The organism is Holdemania massiliensis (assembly GCF_022440805.1).
Taxonomy (GTDB): Bacteria; Bacillota_I; Bacilli_A; order Erysipelotrichales; family Erysipelotrichaceae; genus Holdemania; species Holdemania massiliensis_A.
Map to the genome: position 1 here is coordinate 3,958,115 of NZ_JAKNTK010000001.1, position 14,859 is coordinate 3,972,973.

The following is a 14,859-nucleotide window of genomic DNA, read 5'->3' on the forward strand; positions in this document are numbered from 1 at the left end:
TTTCTAGGTTGCCAATCGTTTTCCGGTCTTTTTTCTCGTTCTCCTGAATTTCCCGGTTTACTTTCCTTTCTCAATCTCGCATAATGAAATCAGCCGCTGTCTGCAAGACAGTGAAGATGAACAAGGAGAAAGACTATGGCATTTTGGAATCCCTGGCGTGGCTGTCATCGGAAAAGTGAAGGCTGCCGCTATTGTTACATCCATAAAGGCGATGCCCGGCGCGGTGTCGATACGGATATGATCATGCGCAGTGAGCGTTTTGATGCCCCTTTGGAAAAAAAGGCCAACGGTGACTGGAAGATGAAAAGCGGCCAGATCGTTTATGTCTGCTTTTCTTCAGATTTCTTTGTTGAAGATGCCGATCCCTGGCGTCCTGAAGCCTGGCAGATCATCCGTCAGCGGCCTGATCTTCACTTTCTGTTTCTGACCAAGCGCATTGAACGCTTCACTATCGGACTTCCCGAGGATTGGGGGAATGGATATCCCAATGTCACCATTGGGTGTACGGTGGAAAATCAACAGCGGGCAGATGAAAGATTAACCCTATTTTCCACGCTGCCCATTGTCCACAAGAATATTATCTGTCAGCCCATGCTGGAAGCGATTCAGCTGGAAGACTGGCTGAAAAGCGGGGAGATTGAGTTAGTCGTAGCCGGCGGCGAATCTGACCGCTGCGCCCGACCCTTGGATTATGCCTGGATTCTTGATCTGCACGATCAATGCCAGCGTCAGAACACACACTTTGAATTTCGGCAGTGCGGTACCCACTTCATCAAAGACGGAAAGTGTTATACCCTGCCCTACAAGGAACTCTGCCGGCAAGCCCGCAAAGCAGACATCAATCTTTGAAACTCGCTTTTTCTGGCCGGGAAATGCGAGGAAATTTACACCGGCTTTGAGTACAATAAAATTACAGAAAGGATCTGAAGACTATGGAATGGATTGAACGGCTCAATGCTTCGCTGAATTACATCGAGGAACATCTCACCGAAGCGATCGAGATCGATGACCTTGCTCAAATTGCCTGTTGTTCCAGTTATCACTATCAGCGCATGTTCACTTATATCGCAGGAATCCCGCTATCGGAATATATGCGCCGGCGGCGGATGTCAATTGCCGCCGTTGAGCTGCAGCAAAGTGAAATCAAAATTATTGATTTGGCGCTGAAATATGGATACAACTCACCGACAGCGTTTAACCGTGCCTTTCAAAGCGTGCATGGGATCGCCCCTTCGGCAGTCCGCAAAGCGGGCAGCGTTGTCAAAACTTTTCCTCCAATCAGTTTTCGGATCACTGTTAAAGGAGTGGAAGAAATGAATTATCGGATTGAAAAGAAAGAAGCATTTCGAATCGTGGGCTTATCCGCCCCAATGAAAAACAACACGGAGGAAAACTTTTCTGTCGTTCCTCAGCTGTGGGGCAAAGCGGCTCAGGAAGGATTCATCCCCAAGTTGGCATCGATGATGAACACCTCGATCATGGGAATTTTAGGTGTCAGCGCCTGTTTTGACAATGAGCAATGGAAATACTTCATCTCTGTGGCAACCAGCCTTCCTGCGGAAGCTCCGTTGGAAGAATACACTGTTCCGGCTTATACCTGGGCAATTTTTTCCGGCGAAGGCGCTTGTCCGCAGGCTATTCAGGAGTTGGAGCGCCGGATCGTTACCGAATGGCTGCCGACTTCCGGGTATGAATATGACAATGGTCCGGATATCGAGGTTTATCTGGAACCTGACCCATCCAAAGCACGTTTCGAAGTCTGGATTCCAGTGGTACGGGCAAAATCAAGTGATGCGCAATGAGTGCTGAATTTGAAAATTTTAAGCAGAGCTTAAAACCCGATGAACAAACTTGCGTTCAGGCGCTGCATGAAGCCTTTTTAAAGCAAGGCTGTCAGGCTGAAATCAAAGAAGCGAAAAGCGGGTATACTGTGAGTTATATCAACTCTGCCCGCAAAACGGCTGCCAACTTTGTCTGCCGCAAGACCGGCGTCAAACTGCGTTTGTATCCGGAGAGCTTAGACCAATATGAATCCTTTTTAAATACCCTTCCGGAAAAAATGAAAAAAAAAATTCGCAAAGCTTCCGTCTGTAAGCGGCTGATCGATCCCACTGACTGCAATCCGCGTTGTCAAATGGGATATACGTTCACCCTGGATGGAGAACAATTTCAGAAATGTCGGTACATGGCCTTTTTCCTAAGTGTTAATGAGCTTTCTACACCTTATCTGTTGGAATTTCTCGATCACGAAAGCCAAGCTCATCAGTAACCCGAGAAGACAGCGGTCTTAAAAGTAGTTGATACTTAATCTATAGTTCTAAAAACTGCACTGGCGCAATCCAAAATCAGCGTTCCCTATTTAATTAGGGAATGCTTTTTTTATGGCTTCAATCCCATCAAAATGTAAAATATTTCAACACTTTTCTTCCATTTGTCTAAAATAATGAATTTTCTTCGATTTTCGGCGGGGCTTTTTCCATTTTTCCGCAATATGTATAATGGAGGGTTAATGATAAACATGAATTCGGTTAACACAAAATACAAATCGTCCCGCGTGAAAAGAAAAAAGTTATTATCTTTAACGGAAGACTGGATCTTCAAACATGTCTTCTGTAATCCTTTTAATCTGGAAATTCTTAAATTCCTGCTTCAAGCGATCCATCCCCAGCTCGTCATCAAAAAGATTGTGTTGTTTCCCAATGAAGAAACAGTAAACTTTGAAGATCAAAAAGCCAACCGCTATGACGCCCGCGGCTTGATCAACGATCATCTGATGTTTAATGTTGAAATGCAGCGCTCAGGAAGCAAAGCTTTACAAGGGATCCGTATTGCCTTTTACGCCTCCCGCCTGTTCAGCAGTCAGCCTATCCGTGGTGTGGACTTCTCAAAATTAAAACCGATTTGGGTCTTAATGATTGCGGATTTCCCATTTTTTGATGATCCGGATCAATATTTTGAAGACTATTCCTTTGTCGGCAGCCGCAATGCGAAATCCTTGACAGAATATATTCAATTGAGTATTATTGAGATAGATAGAGCGGAACGCTTAGCGAAGAAACCGACAGAGCAGCTGACGGCTTTAGAGCGGTGGGTAGTCGTCCTAAAATATGCAGGAGACCCATCAAAAAGAGCGTGGATCCGCAAGATTATGGAATTGGACGAAGGATGTTGAAAGGCGGTGGAAATAATGGAAGCTATCCCTCGTGAAACAGTTGAATTCATGCGGCAGACAGACGAAATGGCGCATGAAATGGAATTAATGGGACAATACTTTAATGGCATGAAAAAGGGCGAGCGAAAAGGCAGAATAGAAGGAAAACTCGAAGGAAGACAGGAGGGACTCCAACAAGGAATTTTGATCAACAAGGTTCATCTGATCCGCAAAAAAGCGGCGAAAGGCAAGACAGCCGAAGCTATCGCTGAAGCTTTAGAAGAAGAAATCACTCTCATTGAAAAGATATTAAAAATAATTCAGGCCCATCCCAATTTCTCTGATTCTCAAATCGCTAAGCGACTGACTAAAAACAAGCGGTCTAACAAGAAGGACAACACCGTAAGATTGATATATCCATGATGAATCCCTTTAGCTAAGCAAAAAAAGCTTCAAAGCGAAGCTTTTTTTATTATGTATTTATTTTTCAAGCAGCGCTCGAATAGCGGGTTCCAGTGCTGATAATTCCGAGGTATCTTTGCGAATCCAACAGGATAGGGTCATGCCATGAATCAGAGCACAGATCTGCGGAGCTAAATTGGCAGCTTTTTCTTCACTGTAGCCACAGGCTGTCAGTTTATCCTGATACAGGCGAATCCAGCGAATATAGACCTGCTTGGCGGCGGCTTCCATTTCAGCACTGATATCCGATGCTTCGATTCCAATAAACGTAATGACCAGCGAAGTAGCATATCCCTTATTATTGGTCAGCATATCCGCAATATGATGAGCCATCTTCACAAACACTTCCACCGCATTATCTGAAACAGGAAAGATGGAAGTCAAGATTCCCTTTTCCATCCGTTCATAGGCGTAATTCAGCACCTCAACCCCAAGCTGATTCTTACCATCAGGAAAGAAATAATAAAAGGAACCTTTCGGGATCCCGCACGTATCCAGGATTTCTTTTAACCCTACTCCATAATATCCCTTCTGTGCAATTAAGTTAGCCGCTGATTTCAAAATTCGAAGCCTTTTTTCACTGGTTTTTTCCTGATTCATTCTTTTCTCCCCTATCGATATCTTCCGTCATCTTTATTTCTCTTTCTTTTTATTATAAACTAGAATCAGGACAGAGCGAAAGCGCTATTGTCAAATTGATACTTAAAACCTAAGAAAACACACGGATTATAAACAGGATCTGACCTGGCTCAATACAAATTACTTAAGCCCGATCAACATCCACCATCACTCCATTAAGAAAGGCACTTACAAGAATGCAAAAACATCGAAGCTGGATTTTAAAAATGATGATTGGCAGCGCAATACTCCTGTTGAGTTTCTTTCTTTTGACTGGACTGCGGATCATCCAAGTCATGCGTTGGCGCGATATAGATCAAACATTGACAATGCGGTGCCTGGGTGCCTGTTCCTCGGAAAATCTCGAATTACACCTGCAGGGAACAGTAAATCAATCCAACCTATTTCATGGGAGTCTGCATGCCGGTGAAATTGAAATCCAGCTTAAAAATATCAAAATGACGCCCAGCACGCTTTTCCCGGATTCTGAATATCAATATTGGGATCTCGATAGTTCACGCGGATCTCCCGACTTAAAAATGGTGATGAACCGCTCGTTAACCCAATGGTTTCTTTTTGATTCGAAACGTTCCTTTTTAATCCTGCCGGCGGATTTCAATCTGAATGAACTGGACAAGGTTGAAAATGCGGCGGGAGTCCGGATTCGGCTTAACCCATAAATTCTAGCCGTTTGATTTTTGAGAAGTATTTTCACTGAGTATACAAGCAGAAGTGTGCTTCTGTCATTTTCTTCTGCACTGAGGAATCAATCATTTTTGTCACATTCGCCTTTTCTCTCGTTTTTTTAGTTATAATAAAGAAAAGGGAGGATGACTAATGAATAAAATATGGATCATTGAGGACGATCCCAGTCTTGCCCGTCTGATTTCGGAAAACTTAACGAAATGGGGATATCCATGTGAAGCCGCTGTGGATTTCGATCAATTAGACAAAGAATTCTTAAAGGTTCAGCCGCAGCTGATCATCATGGATGTTTCACTGCCGGGAAAAAGCGGTCATGCCTGGTGTGCTGAGATCCGCAAGCTTTCCAAAGTTCCGATTCTTTTTTTGTCTTCTCACAGTGAAAATCTCGATATTATCATGGCCTTGAACCAGGGTGGGGATGATTATCTGACAAAACCCTTTTCGATGGAAATTCTGGTTGCCCGGATTCAGGCCCTGCTGCGCAGGACCTATAGTTATGAACCTTCCGGAACCCTGATGGAATTTCAGGGCGCTGTCTTTAATCTTGCTGATGCTTCCTTAAGCAAAGAAGGACGCCAGTGTGAATTAACTAAAAATGAGTTTAAAATTCTGCAGCTGCTTTTGGAAAATAAAAATAAAGTCGTTTCCCGGGAGAAAATCATGCTTAAGCTGTGGAACAGCGACTGTTTCGTGGATGAAAATACCTTAACCGTAAACGTCAACCGTCTGCGCCGCAAGATGGAACAACTGGGAATCGAGGACTGCATCGAAACACGCAAGGGATTGGGGTATCTGCTTCATGCTTAGAAGTTATCTGCGGCATCGTCAATTTTTGTTTCTGTGGACAGCTGTTGTCCTGATCATTTTTCTTTTCCTGCAGTATCTCTATTGGTATCCGCTGGCATCGATTGGCTATACCGCGCTGATCGTCGTTACTGTATTGGCAATCATTACGGCGTTTGACTACCGCAATTATCGCAGTCGTCTGAATCAGCTCGATGCCTTGGAAGAAGCCTGGATCAGTTTGGAACGGGAGATGCCGGATACGCAGGATCCCCTGGAACAGCGTTATCAGCAGCTGATCCTCAAACAGCGCAAAATTTTAACTTCCGAAAAACAAAAACAACTGACTGCTCAGCAGCAGCGGGAAGAACTGGTTACGATGTGGATGCATCAGATTAAGCTGCCCCTGGCTTCGCTCAGCTTGATCATTGAAAGTCTGGAACCTGATGATATCCTTTCCGCCAGTCATCTTAATGAGATGAAGCTGGCTTTAATGCGCACTGAACAATATGCGCAAACAGCACTCAAAGCTATCCAAATTGAGAATTTAAAAGAAGATTTAATCCTGGAACCTTGTGATCTGGGGGAACTCTGCGCGGAAGTGATCCGCAAACAGGCGCTTCCATTTATCCTGAAAAAGCTGCAGCTGGATTTCATTCCGTTTCACCAGACCGTGATCACCGACCGGAAATGGCTTGGCTTCATGGTGGAACAGCTGTTGTCCAACGCTTTAAAATATACCGATTCCGGAACGATCAGCGTAACATTTCAGTCAGATCCCGCACCGCACCTGATCATCGCCGACACCGGCAAGGGCATTTCCGCTGCCGATCAGCAGCGTTTGTTTGAGCATGGATATACCGGATATAATGGCCATCAGGATTTTAAAGCTAGCGGGATCGGCTTAACCCTCTGCAAAAAAACCGCGGATTCCTTAAACATCAAGCTGGTTCTGGAATCGGAAAAGGACAAAGGGACTCAGGTTCATCTGATTTTCCCTCAATCCGACCTGTTTTTCTATCGTTGATCCGGTGCTTTCCATCGTGACAAAAATGTTTGATTTCCTGGGAAATTGTTCGTTAAGTCGATGGAGCGAATTTTCTGATCACGATAAAATGGAGGCAGATGAAAGAAATGAGGGATGCAAAATGGAACTGCTTCGTGCAGAGAACATTCAAAAAGTGTATAACACCCGCGCCGGAGGAAAGCCTTGCCGCGCTTTGGCCGGGGTCAGCTTCTCCGTGGAAGCCGGTGAATTCGTTGCGATTATGGGAGCTTCCGGATCCGGTAAATCAACACTGCTGAATATCCTGGCAACACTGGATATGCCCACCAGCGGTGAGGTTTATCTGGAAGGAAAGTCCATGAAGTTGGTGAAGGGAAAAAATCTGGCCGCTTTCCGGCGGGAAAAGCTGGGCTTTGTATTCCAGGATTTTAATCTTCTGGACACCTTCACTGTCCGCGACAACATTCTTCTGCCGTTAGTGCTCTCCCGTACCCCGCTGGCAGAGATGCAGCGCCGGCTGAAACCCGTTGTCGATCGTTTAGGGATTGAAGCGTTATTGGAGCATTATCCGGTTGAAATTTCCGGCGGTGAAAAGCAGCGGACTGCCGTTGCCCGAGCGGTGATCACACAGCCGCGTCTGATCCTGGCGGATGAGCCTACCGGAGCCTTGGATTCCCGTTCTTCCCAACAGCTGCTAAGCATTTTTGATCAGCTCAACAAGCAAGGTCAGACACTGCTTATGGTCACGCACAGCTCCTTGGCTGCCAGTCATGCCCAACGGGTATTGTTTATCCGCGACGGCAAGCTGTTTGCCGAATTGTGCCGCGGCGATCAGTCGCAGCAGGTCTTTTATGACCGCATCACCGCCTCCTTATCCATGGCGACCCGGCAAGGAGAAGAATGCCTATGATCCGCTATGCATTCCGGCTGGCCTGGTCCAATCTCAGGCGCACGCAGAACGTCACACTGCCCTTTTTTCTGGCCAGTACCGTGACCGTATTTCTGCATTTTCTGATCATGACGATGATGTTTAACCCGCATGTCCCGGAAATCCGCGGCGGGGCCACGCTGGCTTTTATCTTCCAGCTAGGCGTCTTCGTCATCACTACGTTTGCGATTCTGTTTATGATCTCCATCCATCAGATGTTGTTGAAAAAACGAAAGAAGGAATTGGGATTATATACGATCCTGGGCATGGAAAAAAAGCATATTTCACTGATTCTGTTCTGGGAAAATGCGATCCAGACAACGGCCTCGCTGGCCTTGGGGTTGATTCTGGGCTTTGTCGGCGGTCAGCTGATGTGGATGATCCTGCTGCGGATGCTCAACAGTCCTGATGGGCTTCCGTATACCTTTTCCCTGACAGCGCTGATCTGCACAACCGTCGTCTTTCTCGGATTATTTATCGTCACAACTGCGGTTTCCTTGTTCCAGATTCATCGGATCAATCCGATTGAACTGCTTCACAGCGAAAAACAAGCCGACAAACCAGTGCGGTTTCTCGCTGTGAAAACGGGAATCGGCGTGATTGTGCTTGGGATCGCTTACGCCATTGCCCTCTTGACCAACAATATGTTTACCGCGTTGATGGTGTTTTTTTTCGATTGTCTGTTAGTCATCTTTGCAACTTCGATCTTGTTTGAATCCGGAATCACATTCTTTCTGCGCTGGCTGAAAAAACGCAGATCCTTCTATTACAAGCCCAACAATTTCGTCGCGGTTTCGATGTTGTCCCATCGGATTCGCCGTAATGCGGCCAGTCTGACGACGATTTGCATCCTCAGTACGATGCTGTTAGTCACGATGGGCGGGAGTGCGGCCTTATTCTTCGGCGAGGATAACGCCCTATCCGAATCCAATCCGGATGATCTGACCTATACGCTGACAGGAGAGCTGACTTCTTCCAAACAGGATGAGCTTGCCGCAGCCGCTGAACAACTGGCTGCGGAAAATAACGTGGTTCTCGAAGACGTCCAGATTTACAGCTACGCCGATGCTTATTCCAAGCTGCAGGATAATGTGTTAAGCCCCTTTGTTGACAGCGATTTTCTTATCGGCCTGCGCAGCGCGGTGATTGATTATGGCTATGATGTCTTTTTGATCCAGGCTGATACGTATCGGCGGATTAGCGGACAAACCGCCAAGCTGCAGGAAGATGAAATCTTGATTCTCACGGGAAATAAACAGCTTCAGCTTTCAAATTTAACGATTCAGGGAAAAACCTATGCGGTTCAAGATATCCAGCGCGATACTCCCTTTTCCTGCCGCAAGTACAACAACGGCGGGGGTACGAATACTTCGAATTCCAGTGAACTGTTATTTCTGGTCTTCGCGGACGAAGCGTCGCTGATGTCTGTTCAGGATTATCTGCAGGAAGGCGAGTGGGAAAGCAATACACGAATCGGCGTCAATTATGCTGGAACATTAGAAGATCGAACAGCCTTTTACGAAGCTTTCAATCAGAAAGTCCGCGCTCTGGATGCACCTGTCCGTTATGCAACCTGTCTGGATTATGACCGTCAGGAATTCAAAAGCATGTATGGCGGATTGTTGTTTGTCGGCGTTTTCTTCTCCGTCTTATTTCTGACCGCCACGGTTCTGATCATCTACTTCAAACAGATTTCAGAAGCAATGGATGATCGTGAACAATACTTCATCCTGCAGAAGGTCGGCATGGATGAACAGGAGGTTTCCGCAACCATCAACCGTCAGGTTGTCCTGGTCTTCTTCCTTCCTCTGATCACTGCCCTGCTTCATACCGGTTTTGCGATGCCGTTGATGCAGACTCTGCTGGTCGCGCTGAAACTGACCAATCCCATCTTCACCTATACCTGCGTCAGTATATGCGCCATCCTCTTTACAATCTTCTATCTCATCTTCTATCGCATGACTTCCCAGATCATTAAGAAAGAAGTTGCATTTTAACCGACAGTAAAAAGACTGCCCTAAATCCTGAATTCATAAATCATCAGGACAGGTGCAGTCTTTTCTTTTGTTCTTCTTGCTTATGCGGTCAACTTTCTTTTTCGACTTGGTTATTCGTACTTTCTGCCTAAATAAAACATCGGAATCAACAATGTGCCCAAAAACGGAAGAACCCAGGCTAAAACCACACCGTAGTTCGGCAGCGGCAGCGTGTCGATCCACACGTAATAGGGAGGCATGACAACCATCGTGACCAACGACCAGATCCGTCCGGCTTGGACTATATGCGGCCAGTTGCGATTGTTGAAATGAACGCCGGCCAGATTGATTCTGAAAATGCCGTCGCTGTAGGCGCTGATTGAATTTTCATCGTAGTAAGCCGGAAGCTTTTCCTTGATTCCTACACAGAAATAGATTCCAAAAATGATGCTGAGCAGTTCCATCACGGCGATATTGCTGACGCTGACAAGCTGTCCATAGCCGCTTTTGAGCAAGATCCAAAACTCGGCAGCGGTCAAAATCAGACATCCGATCAATAACCGGCAATATGTCTTACGCCGCTGCTTGAGAACCTGAGAATCCTCCTCCGTCATCGTGATGGCTTTTTTCACCAGCGCCTCAACCTGTGTGACATTCATCGGTTCGTTGCTTGGCATCCGGCGGCCTTCCAGCAGTTCCGTCACACTGACGCCCAAGGCCTGAGCCAGAGGAATCAACAACGTAATATCCGGCATGTTCAGTCCCCGCTCCCACTTGCTTACCGCTTTATCCGACACAAACAATTGCTGTGCCAGTTCTTTCTGCGTCATTTTCTTTTGTTTTCTTAATTCCACGAGGAATGCTCCAAATTCTTTCTTATCCAATTCGTACATTGCTTTGTCCTCCTGCCTTTATTTTAGCGTAATTCAGTTTGACTTTCGACCGACGTGCGGTTGAGTTTGACCGCCGAGCGTCCTTTATTGCCAGGAAACGTCAGGTTGATTGTATTTCATTGCTTTATCAGATCATTTTCTGTCACAGTCCATTTTATCTTTCGTCTAATGAAAGGAAAGAGATTCTTAAGGAGGAGAAATGATGAACTTTTTTATTGCCTGTCTGATCGGCGTCATCGCTGGTGTGATCGACATTCTGCCGATGATCAAAATGAAATTGGATACCTATTCGATAACATCCGCATTTTTGTTTTATGTGATCCTGACCTTCATGATTGTCTATACCCAGGTCGCCGGACTGGCCTGGTGGCTGAAAGGGCTGATGGGACCGATTCTGGCCTTGCCGACGATCATCCTGGCTGCGAAAGAAGATAAAAAATCCTGGATGCCCATGCTGGTGATGTCCGCCGTATTGGGGACAGTGATCGCAGCTGCCGCGCATTTTCTTATTCATTAAGATTACGCTTTGTGCTTTGCATCAAAATCAAAAGAAAAAGGAAAATCCCGAACTCGGACTTTCCTTTCTTTTTTTATTCAGCTTAGGGCTGCGGCAGAGCTTTCAGCTGCTGATGACGGCTGAATATTTCCATAAACTCTTCGCCGGTTATCGTTTCTTTCTGAAGCAGATATTCCGCTTCTTCATGCAGCAGCTGCGCATTGTCTTCCAGAATCTTGCGGGCTTCGGCATGGGCGTTCTTGATGATCGCCATGACTTCTTTATCCACCAGAGCTGCGGTTTCATTCGAACAGATCAAGGAAGCATCACCGCTGAGATAACGGTTGTTGACTGTTTCCAGGGCAGTCATTCCGAATTGATCGCTCATGCCTAACTGGGCAACCATCGCCCGCGCCAGCCGTGTGGCTTGTTCAATATCGTTGGAAGCGCCGGAAGTGACGATGTTGAACATGAATTCTTCCGCCGCTCTTCCGCCCGTCAGTGTGCGGATCTTTTCCAGAATTTCATCCTTACTCATCAGCACGCTCTCCTGCTCGGCAACCTGCATGGTATAGCCAAGCGAACCATTGGTGTGCGGGATAATCGTAATCTTATGCACCGGCGCCGAATTTTTGGAAACCGCCGCGACTAAGGCATGGCCGATTTCATGATAGGCGATGATTCGTTTTTCCTTTTCGGAAATCACAGCGCCCTTGCGTTCCTTGCCCGCGATGACCGTATCGACCGCTTCATCAAAATCCGGCTGCATGACCTGCGTATGGCCGTTGCGCACAGCGGCCAGTGCGGCTTCATTGACGATATTGGCCAACTCCGCTCCGGAAGCCCCGGAGGTGGACAGCGCAATCGTGCGGTAATCGATGTCCTCACTGACAACAATTTCCTTGACATGCACTTTCAGGATCTCTTCCCGCCCTTTTAAATCCGGCAGTTCTACCGGTATCCGCCGATCAAACCGACCCGGTCTTAACAAAGCCTTATCCAACGTTTCCGGACGGTTGGTCGCTGCCAGAATCACAACGCCCTTGCTTCCGTCAAAGCCATCCATTTCGGCTAACAGCTGATTCAGGGTCTGTTCCCGTTCATCATTGCCGCCCATGCCGTTGGCACTGTCACGTTTCTTGCCAATCGTATCAATTTCATCAATAAACACGATACACGGTGCTTTTTCCTGCGCCTGTTTGAACAGATCACGAACCCGCGCCGCACCCATGCCGACAAACATTTCCACAAATTCCGAGCCGGAGATGGAGAAGAACGGAACACTCGCTTCCCCCGCTACGGCTTTGGCTAACAGCGTTTTGCCAGTACCCGGAGGCCCGACTAACAACGCGCCTTTCGGCATCTTGGCGCCCAGCTTCTTATATTTATCCGGATTGTGCAGAAAGTCCACAATCTCGCTCAGCGCTTCCTTGGCTTCATCCTGTCCAGCTACGTCTTTGAACGTCTTGCCGGTTTCTGCCGAAACATAGATCTTGGCATTGGATTTGCCGAAGGTCATCGTGTTGGCACCCATCTTTTTTGCCAGCTGCTTGGAGAACAGCTGTCCAACACCCAGGATGATGATGATCGGCACCAGCCACATCAACATATCCATAAGGAAAGAATTCTGCTGCGGAATCACCGCGGTATACTGGGCCCCGCTTTGTTCCAGACGATCTGTCAGCGCCGGGTCGTTCGGCATAATTCCGGTGACAAAGACATTTTTCTTGTTGTCCTTAATCGTATAGGCGATTTTCCCGGTCTGATTATCGACTTCAACTTCATCGACCTGCTTTTCATCCAAAGCGGCAAGCAGATCGCTGTAGCCGACTTCCTTGATCCGCTGATTCTGAATCATCGGCGTAACAAAGAGATTAAACGCCATCAAGGCGATCATCATCACAAAGTAATAATAAATTAACGGCTTTTTATTTTTTGGTTTTTCTGTTTTCATAAATCCTCCCGATCCAGGAACTCATTGAGTTTGTGCAGACCTGCGCAGATTTCTTCCAGATCCTGCAGCGTCATTTTCGCTGAAAGCTGATCGCTTTGCAGCTGCAGCTGCTGATCACAGTCGGCAATCAGCTGTTTGGCCTTGGCTGACAGACAGATATGGACTGTCCGCTGATCCTTCTGCGAACGAATGCGGTGCAGAAAGCCGTTGCGCTCCAGGCGCTGGCATATTGCCGAGATGTTGCTGACAGTCATGCCGGAAGCCGCCGCCAGATCACATATCCGCTGCTCATCCTGCTGAAACAGCTCAAGCATGACAATCGCCTGCGGACCTGTCAGACCCAATGGTTCATAGACTTCCCGTAAGCAGCGATGCAGACGCATGTTGATCTGCCGCATCAGCGTCATCATTTCCATGACTTGTTCGCTCATAATTCCTCCATTTCTAAATATTCAATGCATTGAATATCTATTTATTGATGATTATAGGCGTTGTTTCTTATTCTGACAAGACTTCTGCCCCACTTCACACAATCTCACAAAATCATTCCATTTTTTCCGGCAGTTCTTCCAATCTTACCAACGATGATGATACTTTCTCAGAGAAACGAATGGCTGGATTCTGAGTTTTCAGAAAACGCATAACGGTTTTTGCATCCTTGTCCTTCTGCAGCTGAATTAAGGTCGTTCTGCCATCTTGGGTATTGATCTGCAGCTGACAAGGGGCGTAGAGCTTTTCGGATTTTCTTAACGGCACCAGAGCATAGCTGCACATTGTAATTTCATCATAAGTTCCCTGTACGCCCTGCTTATTAAACCAGGAAAGCCAGCCGTCTTCCATAAAAAACGTCGTGTCTACCTGACGGTAAAGCAGCCGCTGCGGTCCGCGCAGCTGCTGGGTAAACCGTTTGACCTGACCTAATTCATGAACAGCCTGGATCAGTCGGACAGCTAAAGCTGCAAGCCAAACGATAAGAAACAAGCCAACATAGATGGATTGGCTTACCCAAGCTAAAAACGCGGTGATGATCAATAAAAGCAAATAGAAAATTAAGGCGCGGCTGTGTTTTTTGACAACCTGCTTCTGAATGAGTTCCGTGATGTGTTTCATTCCCCTCACCTCCATTGACTTCATTGTATCATATTTTTCTTATTTCTCGTATTCATTATTCTTTTCTTATACAAAAGACTGAAATTGTAAAAGAAAACCCGAACCGCTGTCGTTCAGCCTATCCGGGTTTATTCAAATTCAGGTAATTCCTCCAGCGTTAACGGCTTGTTCGGCACCTCATAATAGACCGTCAGTGCGGGATTCATCGTTTTCAGAAACCGCAGAACCAACATACAGTCCGCTTTGTGTTCCAATGCAATCACGGTATAGCGCTGATCCCGACAATTGATCTGTAATTTCCAGCTGCGCCGCCGGCTGTCAAATTTCATTCGGGAATTCTCATTGATCTGATTGAGATAACAAGTTTTAATCTGTTCATAGCGGACACACAGACCCTGTCCGCGGTACCAGGAAATAAGCTTATTGGGCAGAAAGAACGTATTGTCCGCCTGCCTGCACACCGGATAGGAATCATTCAGTTCCAGCGTTTGAACAAAACGTTTAACCCGCGCCTTTTGCACGAGTGCTTGCAAACTCACAAGGACGTCGACGATCAAACTAACGGCGAATAACAGCCATAGAGTTCCGCTGAACCAGGAGATCACCAGTGTCAGTAAATTCAGCGTGAACGCAAAGCTCAGCTTTTCCCAGGGTTCCCTCATCGCTTTTTGAATTAATCCCGCCTCGATCCGCTGCATCCCGGTCATCTCCTTTTCCTTATTATAGCAGGAAACAACAGGATTTCAGCGAAACTATTCTATTTTACCGCCTCATTGG

The 14,859-nt window shown here is 46.6% G+C and carries 17 protein-coding genes; 11 read left to right on the top strand and 6 right to left on the bottom strand.

The window, feature by feature from the left end; translation table 11 throughout:
* Positions 1-135: 135 nt before the first annotated feature.
* The 5 genes from MCG46_RS18430 to MCG46_RS18450 all read left to right on the top strand — a co-directional run bounded on the left by MCG46_RS18430 (position 136) and on the right by MCG46_RS18450 (position 3,574).
* Positions 136-849, top strand: a complete 714-nt coding sequence (locus tag MCG46_RS18430; protein ID WP_240281275.1) for a DUF5131 family protein — start codon at positions 136-138, stop codon at positions 847-849.
* Between the two features lie 83 nt (positions 850-932).
* Positions 933-1,802 carry an AraC family transcriptional regulator gene (locus tag MCG46_RS18435; protein WP_240281276.1) on the top strand — a complete coding sequence of 290 codons (870 nt, stop codon included), beginning with the start codon at positions 933-935 and terminating at the stop codon, positions 1,800-1,802.
* Entirely contained in the window at positions 1,799-2,269 is a 471-nt protein-coding gene (locus MCG46_RS18440) for a hypothetical protein (RefSeq protein ID WP_240281277.1), read from the top strand. The genes MCG46_RS18435 and MCG46_RS18440 overlap by 4 nt, the downstream gene beginning before the upstream one ends.
* Before the next feature lie 240 nt (positions 2,270-2,509).
* Positions 2,510-3,172 carry an Rpn family recombination-promoting nuclease/putative transposase gene (locus tag MCG46_RS18445; protein ID WP_240281278.1) on the top strand — a complete coding sequence of 221 codons (663 nt, stop codon included), beginning with the start codon at positions 2,510-2,512 and terminating at the stop codon, positions 3,170-3,172.
* Between the two features lie 6 nt (positions 3,173-3,178).
* Positions 3,179-3,574: a hypothetical protein gene (locus MCG46_RS18450; RefSeq protein WP_240281279.1), complete on the top strand. Its 396-nt coding sequence runs from the start codon at positions 3,179-3,181 to the stop codon at positions 3,572-3,574.
* Between the two features lie 57 nt (positions 3,575-3,631).
* Here MCG46_RS18450 and MCG46_RS18455 read toward each other — a convergent pair whose 3' ends face one another.
* The gene (locus MCG46_RS18455) at positions 3,632-4,213 is read right to left on the bottom strand and encodes a TetR/AcrR family transcriptional regulator (RefSeq protein WP_154240649.1); all 582 of its coding nucleotides are present in this window, start codon (positions 4,211-4,213) and stop codon (positions 3,632-3,634) included.
* Between the two features lie 215 nt (positions 4,214-4,428).
* Between MCG46_RS18455 and MCG46_RS18460 the strand changes: the two genes are divergently transcribed.
* From MCG46_RS18460 to MCG46_RS18480, 5 genes are all read left to right on the top strand, one after another.
* Positions 4,429-4,911, top strand: coding sequence for a hypothetical protein (locus MCG46_RS18460; protein ID WP_240281280.1), 483 nt, complete (start codon positions 4,429-4,431; stop codon positions 4,909-4,911).
* Positions 4,912-5,068: 157 nt separating this feature from the next.
* Positions 5,069-5,743 carry a response regulator transcription factor gene (locus MCG46_RS18465; RefSeq protein ID WP_020225922.1) on the top strand — a complete coding sequence of 225 codons (675 nt, stop codon included), beginning with the start codon at positions 5,069-5,071 and terminating at the stop codon, positions 5,741-5,743.
* Positions 5,736-6,746: a sensor histidine kinase gene (locus MCG46_RS18470; protein ID WP_240281281.1), complete on the top strand. Its 1,011-nt coding sequence runs from the start codon at positions 5,736-5,738 to the stop codon at positions 6,744-6,746. The genes MCG46_RS18465 and MCG46_RS18470 overlap by 8 nt, the downstream gene beginning before the upstream one ends.
* 121 nt (positions 6,747-6,867) lie before the next feature.
* On the top strand, positions 6,868-7,635 hold the full coding sequence (locus tag MCG46_RS18475) for an ABC transporter ATP-binding protein (RefSeq protein ID WP_240281282.1): 768 nt from the start codon (positions 6,868-6,870) through the stop codon (positions 7,633-7,635).
* On the top strand, positions 7,632-9,650 hold the full coding sequence (locus MCG46_RS18480; protein ID WP_240281283.1) for an ABC transporter permease: 2,019 nt from the start codon (positions 7,632-7,634) through the stop codon (positions 9,648-9,650). Before MCG46_RS18475 ends, MCG46_RS18480 begins: the two co-directional genes overlap by 4 nt.
* A gap of 110 nt (positions 9,651-9,760) precedes the next feature.
* Here MCG46_RS18480 and MCG46_RS18485 read toward each other — a convergent pair whose 3' ends face one another.
* A complete protein-coding gene (locus MCG46_RS18485; protein WP_240281284.1) occupies positions 9,761-10,522 on the bottom strand; it encodes a helix-turn-helix domain-containing protein in 762 nt (253 codons plus the stop codon).
* 202 nt (positions 10,523-10,724) lie between these two features.
* On the opposite strand from MCG46_RS18485, the gene MCG46_RS18490 reads away from it, so the two are divergent.
* Positions 10,725-11,039 (top strand): hypothetical protein, encoded by a 315-nt coding sequence (locus MCG46_RS18490; RefSeq protein ID WP_240281285.1) that lies wholly within the window; start codon positions 10,725-10,727, stop codon positions 11,037-11,039.
* 82 nt (positions 11,040-11,121) lie between these two features.
* Here the strand turns inward: MCG46_RS18490 and ftsH are convergent, their stop codons facing one another.
* The 4 genes from ftsH to MCG46_RS18510 all read right to left on the bottom strand — a co-directional run bounded on the left by ftsH (position 11,122) and on the right by MCG46_RS18510 (position 14,780).
* Positions 11,122-12,972 carry an ATP-dependent zinc metalloprotease FtsH gene (gene ftsH / locus MCG46_RS18495; protein WP_240281286.1) on the bottom strand — a complete coding sequence of 617 codons (1,851 nt, stop codon included), beginning with the start codon at positions 12,970-12,972 and terminating at the stop codon, positions 11,122-11,124.
* Positions 12,969-13,403, bottom strand: coding sequence for a MarR family winged helix-turn-helix transcriptional regulator (locus tag MCG46_RS18500; RefSeq protein WP_240281287.1), 435 nt, complete (start codon positions 13,401-13,403; stop codon positions 12,969-12,971). Before MCG46_RS18500 ends, ftsH begins: the two co-directional genes overlap by 4 nt.
* Before the next feature lie 112 nt (positions 13,404-13,515).
* On the bottom strand, positions 13,516-14,082 hold the full coding sequence (locus MCG46_RS18505) for a hypothetical protein (protein ID WP_240281288.1): 567 nt from the start codon (positions 14,080-14,082) through the stop codon (positions 13,516-13,518).
* 128 nt (positions 14,083-14,210) lie between these two features.
* Entirely contained in the window at positions 14,211-14,780 is a 570-nt protein-coding gene (locus MCG46_RS18510; protein ID WP_240281289.1) for a hypothetical protein, read from the bottom strand.
* Positions 14,781-14,859: the final 79 nt, after the last annotated feature.